The following is a 15,981-nucleotide window of genomic DNA, read 5'->3' as shown; positions in this document are numbered from 1 at the left end:
GACATCGCTGTGGGTGGCGTCGTCGGCGAGGTGCCCCGCGTCCCGAGGTGTGTCGCCGAATTCTTGGTCCGGTCGCACACTGGGAACCGATATTGTGTGTGGTTTGCTGCAACGCGATCATTGGGATTTGCACTAGGCTTCGCGTCTACCGAAACGCGCATGCGCACACGCTTTGGAGACCCTTCGATCGCGGCGCGAACACGTCCCAAACCCCTTATGGCATAAGGCTTTTACCGCGCCCGCAAAAAAGCGTCCGGCCCCGTTTGACGATGCCCCGCCATGGGTCGCGCAACCGACATTAGGTATTACTACGTAAGTTTTAAGGTAAATATCCGGAAATCCGGAAAGTGCGCCTGGCGCCGTCATCATCGGATTTTCACCAAACTACGCCGCGTCGCTTCGTGACAGCATCGAACGCTCTCCCCGGAAGAGATTCGATATGCGCAGCGCGGAAGTCCTTTGGCTCACCAGTTCACTCACGGCGATCAGCGCGCTGCTGCTCGATGTCACATTGCCCGCGTTCGGAGCCATGGCGCTCGACTTTCGGATCGACGTCCGCGCCATCGCCGCCATCGTCGGCCATGTGGTGCTGACACTCTCAGGACTGCAATTGATCGTCGGCCCGATGTCCGATCGCTTCGGTCGAAAGCGCGTGCTGCTCGGCAGCCTGATGCTTGCGAGCATGGGTGCCGTCGGCAGCGCATGCGCCACGACGTACGAGATCCATTTCGCCTTTCGCATCGTTCAGGGCGCAGGCTGCGCGGGCTTCGCGCTTTGCCAGGCTATTCTGCAGGACGCCTTCCCCGGCGAGACCGGATGGCGCGCGCGCATTTTCACCCTCACGTTCGCGGGTGTCTGCCTCGCGCTCGCCCCACTTGTGGGCGTGGCATTGACGCAGGCCGCCGGCTGGCGTGCCATTTTCTGGTCCTTCGCAGGACTGGGCGCCCTGACGGGCTTTGTCACAGCGGTTCGATTCCCGGCATCTATGCCGCAAACGAATTCCGGCCTCGCGCAATACGTTCGGCTGTACGCACAAATGCTGCGGCATCGCCAGTTCATGATCTACGCCAGCCAGGCCGCGATGGCCTTCGTCTGCCACTTCTCGTTCATCATGCTCTCCCCTGCGATCTTCATCGACGACCTCGGGTATTCAGCGAGCGCCTATGGGAAGATGCTCGCCATCTACGGATTGACCTACGTGGCGGCTGGCTTCGCGGCAGGACGCATGGCCCGCGTGCGTGACGCGCGCGATCAAATCCGCACGGGATTCATGCTGCTGGCGATGGCGGGTGGACTGATGGCATTGCTGGGAGTCCTGATTGGAATACATGTCGTCACCGTACTCATCCCCATGCTGATCGTCACGTTCGGCGCGTCCGCAGTGCGTCCCGCCAGCACAACGCTTGCGATGGCCCGCTTCGAGACGCACGCCGGCACGGCTGCGGCCATGATAGGGGCCATCCGCTTCACGATGGCGGGCACCCTGACGCTCGTCATCACGGCCGTCGATCCGCCGCGACTCGCGATACTCGCCAGCCTGCTGATCACGTGCTCGCTCACCGCCCTGCTTTGCGCGCCGCGCGAATCATGTCGCTCGCGCGCTCGGCAATCATGATCGTCGGCGAGTTCGTGTTGCCCGACGTGATGACCGGCATGACCGACGCATCGACCACGCGCAGGTTCTGCACGCCGCGCACGCGCAACTGCGCATCGACGACCGCCTCCGGATCGTTCGCTCGGCCCATGCGGCAGGTCCCCACCGGATGAAAGATCGTCGTGCCGATGTCGCCCGCCGCGCGCTTCAACTCCGCGTCGGTCTGGACCGATGGCCCCGGCAAATATTCGCGCGGTTCATAGCGCGCGAACGCCGGTGCGCCCACGATGCGGCGCGTCAATTTGATGGCATCCGCCGCCACGCGCAAATCCGCTTCCGTCGACAGATAATTCGGCGCGATGCTCGGTGCAACGCGCGCATCAGGTGAGCTCAGATGGACATGGCCGCGCGACGTCGGCCGCAGATTGCACACCGACGCCGTGAACGCATTGAACTTGTGCAACGGTTCGCCAAAGCGTTCCAGCGACAACGGCTGTACGTGGTATTCGAGATCGGGGCGCGCCATATCCTCGCGACTGCGAGCGAACGCCCCCAATTGCGACGGCGCCATGCTCATCGGTCCGCGCTGCGCAAACGCATATTGCATGCCGATCTTCAGCTTGCCGAACCAACTGTTGGCGGTGAGATTGAGGGTCGGCACCCCGCGCAACTTGTACACGGTGCGCAATTGCAGATGGTCTTGCAGGTTCTCGCCCACGCCCGGCAGGTCCGAGACGACATCGATCCCGAAACCGCGCAGACGCTCGCCATCGCCAATGCCCGAAACCTCCAGCAGATGCGGCGAATTCACCGCCCCTGCCGCAAGAATCACTTCGGCACCCGCCAGCGCCGTGAAGTCTTCATTGCCGCCGCGATACGCCACGCCTGTACAGCGTGTGCCGTCGAACAGCAAGCGACTCACACTCGCGCCCGTGATGATCGTCAGGTTCGGCCGCTGCGACGCCGGACGCAAGAACCCCTTGGCCGCACTCCAGCGCACACCGCGCCGCTGATTCACTTCGAAATAGCCAATGCCGAAGTTGTCGCCCTGATTGAAGTCGTCCGTCTTGGGGATACCCACCTGCTCGGCGGCGTCCGCAAACGAATCGAGCACGCGCCACGACAGGCGCTGCTTCTCGACACGCCACTCGCCCCCGCTGCCGTGAAACGCCGTACCGCCCTTGTAGTGATCCTCGCTGCGCTTGAAGAGCGGCAGCACGTTGTCCCACCGCCAGCCATCGTCACCGGTGGCGTCGGCCCACACGTCGTAATCCTCACGCTGTCCGCGCATGTAGATCATGCCGTTGATCGACGAGCTGCCGCCCAGCACCCGCCCACGCGGATACGCGAGCGAACGCCCGTTCAGCCCTGCCTCGGCCTGCGTGCGATACAGCCAGTCGGTGCGCGGATTGCCGATGCAGTAGAGATAGCCGACGGGGATGTGAATCCAGTGATAGTCATCCTTGCCGCCCGCTTCGAGCAACAGCACGGTGACGTCGGGGTCCTGCGTGAGGCGATTGGCCAGCACGCAACCGGCCGAGCCGGCCCCCACAATGATGTAATCGAAGCGATCCGGCTTCGCTGCCTGCTTGTTCATTCCCGCCTGTCTCCGTCGATGGCGCAGCACTCGCCATGGTGCGGTGCCAACACTGGTGCGGCACCCGAGTGGGATGGACTGTCGCCACCCGCACCGGGTTCATTTTTGTCGTCAGGTCCGACATCCGGCGCGACACCCCGGTGCGCGCCGATACGCACGGCACTCGATTATTTCGCCACCGGCATCGTGAATTCCGCCCCCTTGGCGATGCTGTCCGGCCAGCGCTGCATCACACTCTTGAAGCGCGTGTAGAAACGAATGCCCTCCTCGCCATACGCATGATGATCGCCAAACAGCGAACGCTTCCAGCCGCCGAACGACTGCCACGCCATCGGCACCGGAATCGGCACATTGATGCCCACCATGCCGACCTTCACCTGACGCGAGAACGCACGCGCCACGCCACCGTCGCTGGTGAAGCACGAAACGCCATTGCCATATTCGTGCCCATTGACCAGGTCGATGGCCGCCGCAAGATCCGGCACACGCACCACCGCCAGCACTGGCCCGAAGATCTCTTCCCGATAGATCGTCATTTCGGGCGTGACGTGATCGAACAGCGTCCCGCCGAGGAAAAACCCCTGCGCGTGGCCCGGCACCTGCAATCCGCGGCCGTCGACCAGCAGCTTGGCCCCCGCGCTCACCCCATCGGCAATATAGCCCTCGATCTTCGCCTTGTGAGCCCCCGTGACGACCGGCCCCATTTCCGAGGCTTCGTCCGCCCCCGGCCCCACGCGCAACGCCTTCACACGAGGCACCAACGCATCGACCAGACGATCCGCCACCTGGCCCACGGCCACCGCGACCGAAATCGCCATGCAGCGCTCGCCCGCCGACCCGTAGGCCGCACCGATCAGCGCGTCGACCGCCTGATCGAGATTCGCGTCGGGCATCACCACCAGGTGATTCTTCGCGCCGCCGAGCGCCTGCACTCGCTTGCCGTGACGCGTGCCTTCGGTATAGATGTACTCGGCAATCGGCGTCGAACCGACGAACGACAGGGCGTCGACGTCAGGATGCGCCAACAGCGCGTCGACCGCGACCTTGTCCCCTTGCACCACGTTGAAAACGCCATCGGGCAACCCCGCTTCGCGCAGCAACTCGGCGATCAGCAAGCTGGCCGACGGGTCGCGCTCGGACGGCTTGAGCACGAACGTATTGCCACACGCCAGCGCCATCGGGAACATCCACATCGGCACCATCACGGGGAAGTTGAACGGCGTAATGCCCGCACATACGCCAACGGGCTGACGCAAATGCCAGTTGTCGATACCGCCGCCGATGTTGTCGCTGTGCTTGCCCATGAGCAGGCTCGGCGCACCGCAGGCGTATTCCACGACTTCGATACCGCGCGTGACTTCGCCGCGCGCGTCGGAGAACACCTTGCCGTGCTCGCGCGTGATAATGCGTGCCAGTTCGTCCTGATGCTCGTCGAGCAACGCCTTGAACTTGAAGAGCACCCGGGCGCGCTTGAGCGGCGCCGTGTCCGCCCACGATGGCAGCGCAGCCTTGGCCGCCGCCACCGCGGCGTTCACGTCGTTGACACCCGCCAGCGCCACGCGCGCACTCACGGTGCCGTGCGCCGGATCGAAAACGTCGCCAAAACGCTCGCCATCGCCCGCTACGCGGCGACCGCCGATGAAGTGTTGCACCGTCGGAATATCAGCATTGCTCATGTTCGTCTTTCCCCAATCCGGCCCGGTCCGTGACACGGTCCCCGCCTGTTTCGCCAGACGCTCGCCCCACGGCTCACGCCACATCAAGCCCCAAGCGTACTGCTGCGCACCGACACAATCCAATGAGAAATTATCAAAAGCAATATAAGATTCACTTATGTCGCTCTCCCTTTCTCGATAATCCACGCCTCGGGCGCCGCCCGTGAATGTCCTCCATGGAACTCGCCCATCTTCGCGCGTTTGTCGCCATCGCCCACGAGGGCAACCTCACGCGCGCCGCGCAACGCCTGCATCTGACGCAACCGGCGGTCAGCCTGCAGGCGAAGGCGCTCCAGGAGGCGCTGCGGCTCACGCTCTTCACACGCACGGCGCAGGGGTTGGCGCTCACGCGCGACGCACAGGCCCTGTTGCCGCTGGCCGAGCGCATGCTCGCCGCGCTGGCCGATCTGCAGCAGGCGGCCGGTGCGATGCGCGACACGGTGCGCGGACGGCTGCGCATCGGCACGATTCTCGACCCCGAATTCACCCGGCTGGGCGCCTTTCTCAAACGGCTGGTCGAGTCATATCCGCAGATCGAGACGGCGCTGCGTCAGGGGATGTCCGGATCGGTGTTGCAACAACTGGGGCGCGGCGAACTCGACGTCGGCTTCTATCTCGGCCTGCCTGACCCCGAGCGCTTTCACGCCATCACGCTCACGCCGTTCTCGTATCAGGTGCTGGCACCCGCCGGCTGGCGCGAGCGCGTGGCCCGGCGCGGATGGCGCGAACTCGCCGCGTTGCCGTGGATCTGGACGCCCCCCGAATCGGCCCACAACCGCCTGCTCTCTGAACGCTTCGGCGCTCTGGGCGTGTCGCCCACGAAGGTGGCGGAAGTGGATCAGGAGCCGTCGATGCTCGATCTGGTGAAGTCGGGCGTCGGGCTGTCGCTCGTGCGCGACTCGATCGCGTTGCGCGAGGCGCACGCCCATGGTCTGGTGATCGCTGACGGCGTGAGCGTGCCGACGGAACTCACGTTCGTCACGCTGGCCTCGCGACGCGACGAACCCGCCATCGCCGCCGCCTTGCAATTGGTGACGGCGGTCTGGGCCTGAGCGCGCGAGCAACGGCTACGGCACGCCCTCGCCCAACGCCCGACGCCCCGCGCCCTCTACCCCCGGTTGGGGCGCATAATTCGTGGCTCGGGCCATCGGGTTCCAAACCGTCGAAAAGCCCCCCTGTCCCGCGATTCACGCCCACGTCGTGGTGCATCCCGGAAGACGCTGCCATGCCGGATCCCGGTGAAAGCTCTAGAATTTAACTCTGTCTTCGAGGAGTCGATCATGTCTGTGAGAATGGAACGCGATACCTTCGGCGAAATTGCGGTACCCGCCGATCGTCTCTGGGGTGCGCAAACGCAGCGCTCGCTGCAGAACTTCAAGATTTCCACCGAGAAGATGCCGCGCGAGCTCGTGCGCGCGCTCGCTCGCGTGAAGCGCGCCGCTGCCGAGGTCAACAAGGGCCTGGGCGTGCTCGACGCGAAGAAGGCCGACGCCATCATCCAGGCCGCCGACGAAGTCATCGCCGGTCAGCATGACGACGAATTCCCGCTGGCCGTGTGGCAAACCGGCTCGGGCACGCAGTCGAACATGAACATGAACGAAGTGCTTGCGAACCGCGCCAGCGAACTGCTCGGCGGCGTGCGCGGCGAAACGCGTCTCGTGCACCCCAACGACGACGTGAACAAAGGCCAGTCGTCGAACGACGTATTCCCGACGGCCATGAGCGTGGCCGCCCTCGACGCCCTCGTCAATCACCTGAAGCCCGGGGTCGGCCAACTGCGCGACACGCTCGCCGCCAAGGCCCGCGCTTATGACGATATCGTCAAGATCGGCCGCACCCACCTCCAGGACGCCACGCCGCTCACGCTCGGCCAGGAAATCTCGGGGTGGGTCGCGCAGATCGACCACGGCCTGAAGCACGTCGACGACGCCCTGCCCCACGTGGCGGAACTCGCGCTCGGCGGCACGGCCGTGGGCACGGGCCTGAACGCGCATCCGGAATTCGCCAGGCAAGTAGCCGCCACGCTCGCGCGCGACACCGGCCTGCCGTTCGTCACCGCGCCGAACAAGTTCGAAGCGCTGGCCGCCAACGACGCCATCGTCAACGCGCACGGCACGCTCAAGACGCTCGCCGCCAGCCTGATGAAGATCGCCAACGACGTGCGCTGGCTGGCCAGCGGCCCGCGCTGCGGCATTGGCGAGCTGATGATTCCGGAAAACGAACCGGGCAGCTCGATCATGCCGGGCAAGGTCAATCCGACCCAATGCGAAGCGATGACGATGCTGTGCGCCCAGGTGCTCGGCAACGACGTGGCGATCAACATCGGCGGCTCGATGGGCAACTTCGAGCTGAATGTGTTCAAGCCGATGCTCATCCACAACTTCCTGCAAAGCGTGCGCGTGCTGGCCGACGGTGCGGTGAGCTTCGACGACAACTGCGCCATCGGCATCGAACCGAACCGAGCGCGCATCGGCACGCTGCTCGAAGAGTCGCTCATGCTCGTGACCGCGCTCAACCCGCACATCGGGTACGACAAGGCTGCGCAGATCGCCAAGAAGGCGCACAAGGAAGGCACCACGCTCAAGGCGGCCGCCCTCGCGCTGGGCCACGTCACGGCCGAGCAGTTCGACGCCTGGGTTCGCCCCGAGCAAATGGTCGGCAAGCGCTGATTTCGCGCGAGCCCTCACCCGTCACTTCGTCACCACGCATGCCCATCTCGCCGTTGCCGCCGCTGCATTGCCTGATTGCTTTCGATGCAGCCGTGCGGCACGCGAGCTTCACGCGGGCCGCCGTCGAACTCAATCTCACGCAAAGCGCCGTGAGCCGGCAAATCGCGCAGCTCGAGGAATTCCTCGGGCGCGCGCTGTTCACGCGCGAGCATCGCACGCTGCGCCTGACGGTGGCCGGGCAACGCTACGCCGAACAGATCCAGCGCCTGCTCGGCGAGTGCGCCGAAGCCACCGCCGACCTGATGAAGCGGCGCGGCGATCTGGAACTCACCGTGGCCTGCTCATCGGGCGTGGCGGTGTTGTGGATGACGCCCCAACTCATGCGATTTCGCGCCGCGCACCCCGACATCAAGATTCGCGTGATCGTGAAAGACGGCATGACGTCGCTGTCCGCGTCGGAGTTCGATCTGGGCGTCTATTACGTGCGTAACGACCTGCCCCCGGACTTCGCCGGTCGGCGGCTCTTCGACGAGGAAGTGTTTCCCGTCTGCTCGCCCACCTATTTGCGCGGGCGCCAGCTCACGCCGGCCGATCTCGTCGGCGAGACGCTGCTCTTCATCGAAGACGGCCAGCGCAAGTGGATGTCATGGACCGACTGGTTCGAGCTGCAGGGGGTGAACGCACCGAAGTTTCCGCGCATGGTGAGCGCGAACTACTACCCGCTACTCGTGCAGATGGCGATCGAGGGTGGCGGTTTGGTCATGGGATGGCGCCACATGATCGATCCGTGCCTCGACGCGGGCCTGCTCGTGCAGGCGTGCCATGCGACCGCCAGCCTGGGCGGCGGCTACTATCTCGTATGGCCTGCCGAGCGCCACGAGCATGCTGCGGCGCGAATTTTCCGCAACTGGATCTACACGGAATATTGTTCCCCATCATAGGGGTTACGCCATCTTTCGGACCGTTGCCATGCGCCACACGCATGGCAACATGCAGAATTTTCGTTTGGCCTGTCATTTTGTCTGCACTACTTTGTGTCTTATCCGCGCACGTGTGCCGATCCCGATGGGAGCGCAGACGTGATCCGACATAAAAGCAGGCGTATTACCGGTATGACGTAGTCGCAAGGCACGCAACGGACGCCACCCATCTTTCGGGAGACTCAGATGCAGGCGACTTTGGCAGTGCCTCAACAGAACCTGGCCCGTCAGCGCCGTCACGCGATCGTGGCGACGGTGATCGGCAACGGTCTCGAGTGGTTCGACTTCACCGTGTACAGTTTCTTCGCGGCCATCATCGCGAAGCAATTCTTCCCCACCGGCGACGATCTGTCGTCGTTTCTGCTGGCCGTGGCCACGTTCGGCGTGGGCTTCTTCATGCGCCCGGTCGGCGGCATCGTGCTCGGCATCTATTCCGACCGCGTGGGCCGCAAGGCGGCCCTGTCGCTCACCATTCTGCTCATGGCCGCCGGCACCGCGATGATCGGCCTGGCCCCGACCTACGATCAGATCGGCCTGGGCGCGCCCCTCATCATCGTGCTGGCGCGTTTGCTGCAAGGCTTCTCGGCCGGCGGCGAAATGGGCGGCGCAACGGCCTTCCTGACCGAGTACGCACCCGCCAATCAGCGCGCCTATTACTCGGCCTGGATTCAGTCGAGCATTGGCTTCGCCGTGCTGCTCGGCGCGGCCGTGGGCACGTTCGTGACAACGGAACTCGATCACGCCTCGCTCGTGTCCTGGGGCTGGCGCGTGCCGTTCCTCGTGGGCATGCTCATCGGCCCGGTCGGCTTCTACATCCGTCACAAGATCGACGAAACGCCGACGTTCCAGCACGCCGAGAAGTCCGATACGCCGTTGCGCGACGTGCTCTCGCAGTATCCGCGCGAGACACTCGCCAGCTTCTCCATGGTTGTGCTGTGGACGATCTGCACTTACGTGCTGCTGTTCTACATGCCGACGTATGCCCAGCGCGTGCTCAAGCTGCAGGCCTCCGATGGCTTCACGGCGGGCATGATCGGCGGCGCGATGATTCTCGTGTTCGCGCCGGTGGTGGGACGTCTGGCGGATCGCTACGGACGCCGTCCGTTCCTGTCGGGATCGGCCCTGCTGATCCTGCTGCTGGCATGGCCGATGTTCACGTACCTGAACGTGGCCCCTGGCCTGCACTCGCTGCTGATGTTCCAGATCGTGTTCGGCCTGCTCATCGCTTGCTATACCGGCCCGATTCTCGCGGCGTTCTCCGAGATGTTCCCCGCGAAGGTGCTCTCGACGGGTCTGTCGGTAGCCTATAACTTCGCGGTGACGATCTTTGGCGGCTTCGCCGCGCTCATCATCACGTGGCTGATTGCCCGCACGGGCAGCAACATGGCGCCGGCCATCTACGTGATCGTCGCGGCGGCCATCAGCCTCGTCGGCACGTGCTTCGTGAAGCCGCTGCCCAAGGCCTGAGTCCCCTGTCGTCCGGGCGCGCCCTCACCGGCGCGCCTTATGCATTTTTTCAAGGAATCCCCCCATGTCCGTTACCCTGCTTCGCGGCGGCAATGTGCTCGATGCAGCCGCCGGCCGTCTGCTCGAGCGTCACGACGTAGTTATCGAGGGCAATCGCATTGCGGCGCTCAGCGCCACGCCGCTCGACATCGACGGCGCGACGGTGATCGACGTCACCGGCAAGACCGTCATGCCCGGCATGATCGACTGCCACGTGCACGTGCTCGCGTCGCATCCCAACCTCGGCACGAACGCCAGCCAGCCGAACGTGCTCACCGTACTCAAGTCGCTGCCGATCATGCAGGGCATGCTCAATCGCGGCTTCACGACCGTGCGTGACGCAGGCGGCGCCGATTGGGCGCTGCAACAGGCCATCGAGCAGGGCGTGATTCCCGGGCCGCGCATTTTCCCGTCGGGCAAGGCGCTCTCGCAGACGGGCGGACATGGCGACTTCCGTCCCCGCAGCGACACGCTGGAGCCGTGCTCGTGCGCGTTTCGCGCGGGGGCGATCGGGCGCGTCGTCGATGGCGTCGATCCGATCCGCCTCGCCGTGCGCGAGGAGATTCAGAAGGGCGCCACGCAGATCAAGCTGATGGCCTCGGGGGGCGTGGCGTCGCCGGTCGATCCCATTGCCAACACGCAATACTCGGAAGACGAGATCCGCGCAGCGGTCGCGGAAGCGGAGGCGGCGCAAACCTATGTGATGGCCCACGCCTACACCCCGCGGGCGATTGCCCGCGCTGTGCGCTGTGGCGTGCGTACCATCGAGCACGGCAATCTTTGCGACGCCGAGACGGCAAAGCTCATGGCGGAGAAAGGGGCTTATGTGGTGCCGACGCTGGTCACCTACGACGCGCTGGCCAAGGACGGCGCGTCGCTGGGCCTGCCGCCGGAGTCGGTGGCCAAGGTAGAGAGCGTGCAGCGCGCCGGTCGCGAATCGCTTTCGATCTATCGCGACGCCGGCGTGAAGATGGGCTTCGGCTCCGACCTGCTCGGCGACATGCACAAGTACCAGTCCGACGAGCTGACGATCCGTGCCGACGTGCTGGGGGCCGCCGAAGCGCTTCGCTCGGCAACGGTCATCGGTGCGGAGATTCTGAATCGCGCGGGCGAGCTGGGTGTGATCGCACCGGGCGCGCTGGCCGACGTGCTGGTCGTCGAGGGGAATCCGCTCGAATCCATCGAGGTGCTGACCGGCCAGGGCGAAAACATCCGCTGGGTCTTCAAGGACGGCAAGGTCGCCAAGCAGCCGGAATAACCGCAATCACCGGAGCCGCCGCCCGGCAACACGCGCAAGCGCGTTCGCGGTGGGCGGAAAGCGAAGCGCCGCGATGTCTCGCACATCGCGGCGTTTTTTTGTTGCGCAAGCAGTCGTTGCCGGTGGTGCCTCGATACCCCGTTTCCGACAATTCGACGCGCGAATGAAAAGCGCGGCCGGGCACCGCTGCATAGACTCCTCGCAATGTCGCGCAGAAGGTGTCTACCCATGAAGCTCGCTCCGCCATCCTACCTGTCATTAGGCTTCGATACCGCCTTTGGCGGGCGTGTCGCCAAGCCCTTATCGCCAACGCCCGGGTCCGAATGGAAACAGGTCGGGGTTCGGCAGCATGCGCCAGCCCCTGGATCGGCCTCGTCGGCCACCGCTGGCACCGATACCTTACCCACGATCGAAACGCTCCGGGCCGACATTGTCGCCAACCTGGCCGCGATCAAGCGCGACTGGGATGCGGCGGCGCAAGCGGTCAGCCCCGCAGCGGTCCGGGGCAAACTGTCCGGCGAGTACGACGCCATCGCGCGACTGTCGGAAACCATCTCGACGCACGCAGCGTCCGATATTCTCGGCATCGATGCACTGATCGACCAGTTCGAGAAGGCCATCGTGAAAATCGGCAAGGCACGCGATCTGTCGCTCACGTCGTTCATGTCGTTCAAGCGCGTCGACGCGCAACAATCGATCTCCGACACGGCACAACTGACGCCGAAAGCGAAGGCGGCGTTCGACGCGCTCCGTCATTTGAAAGCCGCTCTCGACACGATGGTGGGCACGACATCGGCGCGACGGGTTCTGGAGGACCAGCAGCGGGCTCTGGAGAACGCGGAGATGACGCCGGCAGCGCTTCGACAAGCCAAGGCAGAGCTATACGCGGCATTCGTGGTGACGGGCGATCTGTTGAGCAAGTCCGAGCCGCTGATCAACCACTATCTGACCGAGGCCCAGGCCGCCATCCCGGGAGAGAAGCGGAGATGGAAGACAAGAATCCTGATTCTCGTCTCGTTCCTGGTCATCACGGTCTCGTTAGGGGTCGCGTCGGCGGTGCTTCCCGGGTTGCTGCCCGCAATCGTCGGTCTCGCGCTGGGGTTGAAGCTCGCCTCAACGGCGGCCGGTGTGTTGACGGCCTGCAACGGGATATTCAACGTCTTCGGTTATGCCCGCAATCGCGGCTGGGGCAAGCTATCGAACGAGATCACAGCGATCAAGAACCTGAACGACGCCGTCAATCGCGGGCTGGATGCGCGGCACAGTGCGCATCAATCGGGGGCGACCACCGAGATACAGGCGCGTCTCGACGAGCTCAGTCGTGACATTGCGCGCACCACACGCAATCAACGCGTGCTCAACGAGAATCTCGAGCATCTCGATCACACGTTTGGGAATACCCGGCTTTGACGGCGAGCCGTTGGCTCGGCGAGGGTTCATTCAACACGAGGAGACAAAATCACCATGCGTCCAATCAAGTACGTATCTGCCGCGCCCACCGTCGATTTGGCGCAACGCTATCGGACACTCGCCGCGCAAGGGCAGATCAGGGACGCCCTGACGGAGGCGGAAAGCGGCCTCGCGGAACTGCTGAGCCTGCAGAATGCGGCGCTGTCCCGCGTCGAGCGCCTCGTCCGTCAGGCGAACGCGGGCGCTGCGGCGCACGATGCATCCGCTGACGAGGCGCAACCCCTGCTCAGCGCCGAGTCGTTCAGGAACGACATGGCACAGTGTGGATCGAGTCCCAACGGCGAGACCGCCCGTGTGACCAGAACTGCCGTACAGACGCCTCCCTCTACAACGCCTCGCCCGCTGCCGCGCCCATGAAAAACACCCCAAAGATTGGATTTACGTCCAACTTTTGGGGTGCAGTTCACCGGGCTGCTTTTCTCTTCCAGCAAGACGCCGACGCGGCGGTCGGCGCGACCTTATTTCTTCCACCCGGGCGTGACGAACACCGAGCGCACATCTTCAAGCGTTTGCGAGACCGTCTCACGCGCACGTTCCGTACCGGCGCGCAGCATGTCCCACACGAACTCCGGATTCTTGGCGAATTCCTCGCGACGCTCACGCATCGGGCGCAGCATCTCCTGCAACCGCTCTTCCAGACGCGCCTTCACCTTCGAGTCGGCCAGACCGCCGCGCACGTAGTGATCCTTGAGCGCCTGCAAGCCTTCCTTGTCTTCGTCGAAGGCGTCGAGGTACGCGAATGCCACATTGCCTTCCAGATGCCCCGGATCTTCCACCTTCAGATGCAGCGGATCGGTGTAGCACTTCTTCACGGCGGCACGGATCTCGTCCGGCGTCGACGAAATGTTGATCACGTTGCCCAGCGACTTGCTCATCTTGGCCTTGCCGTCGATGCCCGGCAGACGCCCGATCGGCGGCACCAGTGCCTTCGCTTCGACCAGGATCTCGCGATCGGCCAAACGATTCAGACGGCGCACGATTTCGTTGGTCTGCTCGATCATCGGCAACTGGTCTTCGCCGACCGGCACGAGCGTTGCCCGAAACGCCGTGATGTCGGCCGCCTGGCTGACCGGATACGTGAGAAAGCCGGCCGGAATATCGCGCTCGAAGTTACGCAGCCCGATTTCCTGCTTGACGGTCGGATTGCGCTCCAGGCGCGCCACGGTCACGAGGTTCAGGTAGTAGAACGTGAGTTCGGTCAGTTCGGGCAGCCACGTCTGCACGCAGATGGTCGTGACACTGGGGTCGATGCCGACGGCCAGATAATCGAGCGCCACTTCTGAGACGTTGCGGTGCACCTTGCCGCGATCGTCGGTGTTGTCCGTCAATGCCTGCGCGTCGGCGACCAGGATGAACTGCTTGTATTCGTGCTGATACGCCACGCGGTTCTTCAGACTGCCGACATAGTGGCCCAGATGCAGCGGCCCCGTCGGGCGGTCACCCGTGAGGATCACCTTGCGATCCGCAGGTGCCTTCGAAACACTCATTTTCCTCTCCGTAATCAATCGCTTATGGCAAGTCCCGATGCCCCGTGCGCGATGGACGGCCTCCCGTCGCAACACCCCCACCGGCATCCGGCTCACCCCATTGCGTCAACCGTAACCCCCGAATGGTAGCGCGTCGGCGCGAAGGCGGTACAGAAACGGCTGCAACGCCTGAACGCTTCCCCTGATCGGCAGCTACGAATTCCGGTGCGGTTCATGTGGACAGCGCCACGCGCGTACCGACGCTATCGAAACGGCAAGACCGTTCCGCTTCACGAAGTACTTTCTGAATTTCAACGGCGCCGGCTTCATCAATCGATCGTCGGACCTCGCTCGTTTTGCGCGAGGCGTCGGCCTGGACGGTTTCGTTGTCGAAAATCAGCTATACCTGCGCGATCAGCACATCACCGCATCACAAAGAGATTCGCTTTGATTGCTACACGCCTAGCAGGAAACTACTCGCGTTTGCTCGCCTCCCGTGCAATCGGCGCGTCGATCCTATGGATCGACTTCACACTTATCTTCGAAAACCTCGCATTTCGGTGGAATGCCGATGCTGTCGTGATTGGAGTCGCTATGGCGTTCTACGGCGTTCCCGGCGTCCTTGCGGGCCCGTGGATCGGCGCACTCGTGGATCGCCACTGTCCATGGCGGATGTTGCGTTGGAGCTACCTTATTCGCGCTGCCGCGGCGCTGGCGCTCTGGCAAGCCCCAACCGTCGGCATTTTTCTCATCTGCGTCGCATCGAAAGGATTCGCCAACCTCGTCCCCGGCCCCGCCGAACAACAGTTGTTTCGCCGCTTGCTGGCCGACGAGGCACTTCCCGGCAATGCCAGCAAAGTCACGCTCATCGATCAGTTGGCGAAACTGGTCGCACCACTCGTCGCAGCACTGCTGGCGACATGGCACCTTCCGGGTTTTGCCATCTCGGCGGCGCTCAGCGTCATCGGCATCCTGCTCTTGCTAAACGGATTCACCCCAAACACCGGCAAACGCGCCGGGGCTCTCCCCACCGCACGTCCCGTCTGGTCTGTGTTCCACGACGTCCTGAGACATCACCCCATGCTGCGCCGGGTGTTCCTTGTCACGCTATGTCAGGCGTTTGTCCTCGGCTTCTACGACGCACTGCTCGCTCTGTTTCTGAAAGCGCGCGGCTATCCCGACGGGACCTTCGGCAGCATTGTGGGGTGCACGGCAGCTGGCGCAATACTGGCGACATTTGCCTTCAAAGCAGCGATAAGGCGATGGCCCCCTGCGGATCTGCTCGCTGCTTCATCGCTGCTCTTTGGCATCACCATATTGACGCCTGCGGCCATTGTCTACGCGAACGCCGCCTTGCCGGTAGTCGCCATGCTTGGCCTTTGGATCGGTAACGGATTCGGTTACGGACTTGGCGTCATGCTGATGATGCTGACGTTCCAGCGGGAGTGTCCCCGCGAGGTGTTGGGGACCGTGACGTCCACAGGCCGAAGTCTTCAGTTGCTGCTGATGATCATTGCGCCGCTGATCGGTAGTGCCCTTTCAAACCTCACCAGCATCGAGTTCGTGTTTCTCTGCGCAGGAAGTGCCGCTATCGGACCCGCCCTGTTCACCCGCATGGTTCCAGTCGCACAACACCCGCCGCCGCACTCGTGAATGGCGAATGACGCCAAGCCGTCCGACAAGCTTCGTTCCGTTCACTCCAACAAGTTCGGTAGGTAATTGTCGA

At 63.9% G+C, this 15,981-nt stretch carries 12 protein-coding genes; 9 read left to right on the top strand and 3 right to left on the bottom strand.

Annotated features, from left to right (window positions below; all coding sequences use genetic code 11):
• Positions 1-439: 439 nt before the first annotated feature.
• Positions 440-1,615, top strand: coding sequence for an MFS transporter (locus BGP02_RS22250; RefSeq protein ID WP_286799308.1), 1,176 nt, complete (start codon positions 440-442; stop codon positions 1,613-1,615).
• On the opposite strand, the gene BGP02_RS22245 is transcribed toward BGP02_RS22250, so the two are convergent.
• Both BGP02_RS22245 and BGP02_RS22240 read right to left on the bottom strand, forming a co-directional pair.
• A complete protein-coding gene (locus tag BGP02_RS22245; RefSeq protein WP_017233841.1) occupies positions 1,557-3,191 on the bottom strand; it encodes a GMC family oxidoreductase in 1,635 nt (544 codons plus the stop codon). The genes BGP02_RS22250 and BGP02_RS22245 overlap by 59 nt on opposite strands.
• 167 nt (positions 3,192-3,358) lie before the next feature.
• Positions 3,359-4,867 (bottom strand): CoA-acylating methylmalonate-semialdehyde dehydrogenase, encoded by a 1,509-nt coding sequence (locus BGP02_RS22240; protein ID WP_286799306.1) that lies wholly within the window; start codon positions 4,865-4,867, stop codon positions 3,359-3,361.
• Positions 4,868-5,082: 215 nt separating this feature from the next.
• Here BGP02_RS22240 and BGP02_RS22235 point away from each other — a divergent pair, with 215 nt between their 5' ends.
• The 7 genes from BGP02_RS22235 to BGP02_RS22205 all read left to right on the top strand — a co-directional run bounded on the left by BGP02_RS22235 (position 5,083) and on the right by BGP02_RS22205 (position 13,146).
• Entirely contained in the window at positions 5,083-5,958 is an 876-nt protein-coding gene (locus BGP02_RS22235; protein ID WP_017233843.1) for a LysR family transcriptional regulator, read from the top strand.
• A 228-nt stretch (positions 5,959-6,186) separates the two neighbouring features.
• Complete coding sequence (gene fumC / locus BGP02_RS22230; protein WP_254441097.1) at positions 6,187-7,575, top strand: class II fumarate hydratase; 1,389 nt, start codon at positions 6,187-6,189, stop codon at positions 7,573-7,575.
• Between the two features lie 38 nt (positions 7,576-7,613).
• A complete protein-coding gene (locus BGP02_RS22225) occupies positions 7,614-8,516 on the top strand; it encodes a LysR substrate-binding domain-containing protein (protein WP_017233845.1) in 903 nt (300 codons plus the stop codon).
• A gap of 225 nt (positions 8,517-8,741) precedes the next feature.
• Complete coding sequence (locus BGP02_RS22220) at positions 8,742-10,022, top strand: MFS transporter (RefSeq protein WP_286799305.1); 1,281 nt, start codon at positions 8,742-8,744, stop codon at positions 10,020-10,022.
• A 64-nt stretch (positions 10,023-10,086) separates the two neighbouring features.
• On the top strand, positions 10,087-11,319 hold the full coding sequence (locus tag BGP02_RS22215) for a metal-dependent hydrolase family protein (RefSeq protein ID WP_286799304.1): 1,233 nt from the start codon (positions 10,087-10,089) through the stop codon (positions 11,317-11,319).
• Between the two features lie 228 nt (positions 11,320-11,547).
• On the top strand, positions 11,548-12,729 hold the full coding sequence (locus BGP02_RS22210) for a hypothetical protein (RefSeq protein WP_286799303.1): 1,182 nt from the start codon (positions 11,548-11,550) through the stop codon (positions 12,727-12,729).
• A gap of 54 nt (positions 12,730-12,783) precedes the next feature.
• Positions 12,784-13,146: a hypothetical protein gene (locus BGP02_RS22205; protein ID WP_268567076.1), complete on the top strand. Its 363-nt coding sequence runs from the start codon at positions 12,784-12,786 to the stop codon at positions 13,144-13,146.
• 101 nt (positions 13,147-13,247) lie between these two features.
• Here the strand turns inward: BGP02_RS22205 and trpS are convergent, their stop codons facing one another.
• Positions 13,248-14,276: a tryptophan--tRNA ligase gene (gene trpS, locus BGP02_RS22200; RefSeq protein ID WP_017233850.1), complete on the bottom strand. Its 1,029-nt coding sequence runs from the start codon at positions 14,274-14,276 to the stop codon at positions 13,248-13,250.
• A gap of 462 nt (positions 14,277-14,738) precedes the next feature.
• Between trpS and BGP02_RS22195 the strand changes: the two genes are divergently transcribed.
• The gene (locus BGP02_RS22195; RefSeq protein WP_286799301.1) at positions 14,739-15,908 is read left to right on the top strand and encodes an MFS transporter; all 1,170 of its coding nucleotides are present in this window, start codon (positions 14,739-14,741) and stop codon (positions 15,906-15,908) included.
• Positions 15,909-15,981: the final 73 nt, after the last annotated feature.

The organism is Pandoraea sp. 64-18 (assembly GCF_001899225.1).
Taxonomy (GTDB): domain Bacteria; phylum Pseudomonadota; class Gammaproteobacteria; order Burkholderiales; family Burkholderiaceae; genus Pandoraea; species Pandoraea cepalis.
The sequence above is the reverse complement of the archived record's forward strand: the minus strand, read 5'-3'. Positions and strand labels throughout refer to the sequence as shown.

Coding starts and splice junctions, on each gene's coding strand:
- BGP02_RS22250 (WP_286799308.1), top strand. CDS start 440: ATGCGCAGCGCGGAAGTCCTTTGGCTCACCAGTTCACTCACGGCGATC.
- BGP02_RS22245 (WP_017233841.1), bottom strand. CDS start 3,191: ATGAACAAGCAGGCAGCGAAGCCGGATCGCTTCGATTACATCATTGTG.
- BGP02_RS22240 (WP_286799306.1), bottom strand. CDS start 4,867: ATGAGCAATGCTGATATTCCGACGGTGCAACACTTCATCGGCGGTCGC.
- BGP02_RS22235 (WP_017233843.1), top strand. CDS start 5,083: ATGGAACTCGCCCATCTTCGCGCGTTTGTCGCCATCGCCCACGAGGGC.
- fumC (WP_254441097.1), top strand. CDS start 6,187: ATGTCTGTGAGAATGGAACGCGATACCTTCGGCGAAATTGCGGTACCC.
- BGP02_RS22225 (WP_017233845.1), top strand. CDS start 7,614: ATGCCCATCTCGCCGTTGCCGCCGCTGCATTGCCTGATTGCTTTCGAT.
- BGP02_RS22220 (WP_286799305.1), top strand. CDS start 8,742: ATGCAGGCGACTTTGGCAGTGCCTCAACAGAACCTGGCCCGTCAGCGC.
- BGP02_RS22215 (WP_286799304.1), top strand. CDS start 10,087: ATGTCCGTTACCCTGCTTCGCGGCGGCAATGTGCTCGATGCAGCCGCC.
- BGP02_RS22210 (WP_286799303.1), top strand. CDS start 11,548: ATGAAGCTCGCTCCGCCATCCTACCTGTCATTAGGCTTCGATACCGCC.
- BGP02_RS22205 (WP_268567076.1), top strand. CDS start 12,784: ATGCGTCCAATCAAGTACGTATCTGCCGCGCCCACCGTCGATTTGGCG.
- trpS (WP_017233850.1), bottom strand. CDS start 14,276: ATGAGTGTTTCGAAGGCACCTGCGGATCGCAAGGTGATCCTCACGGGT.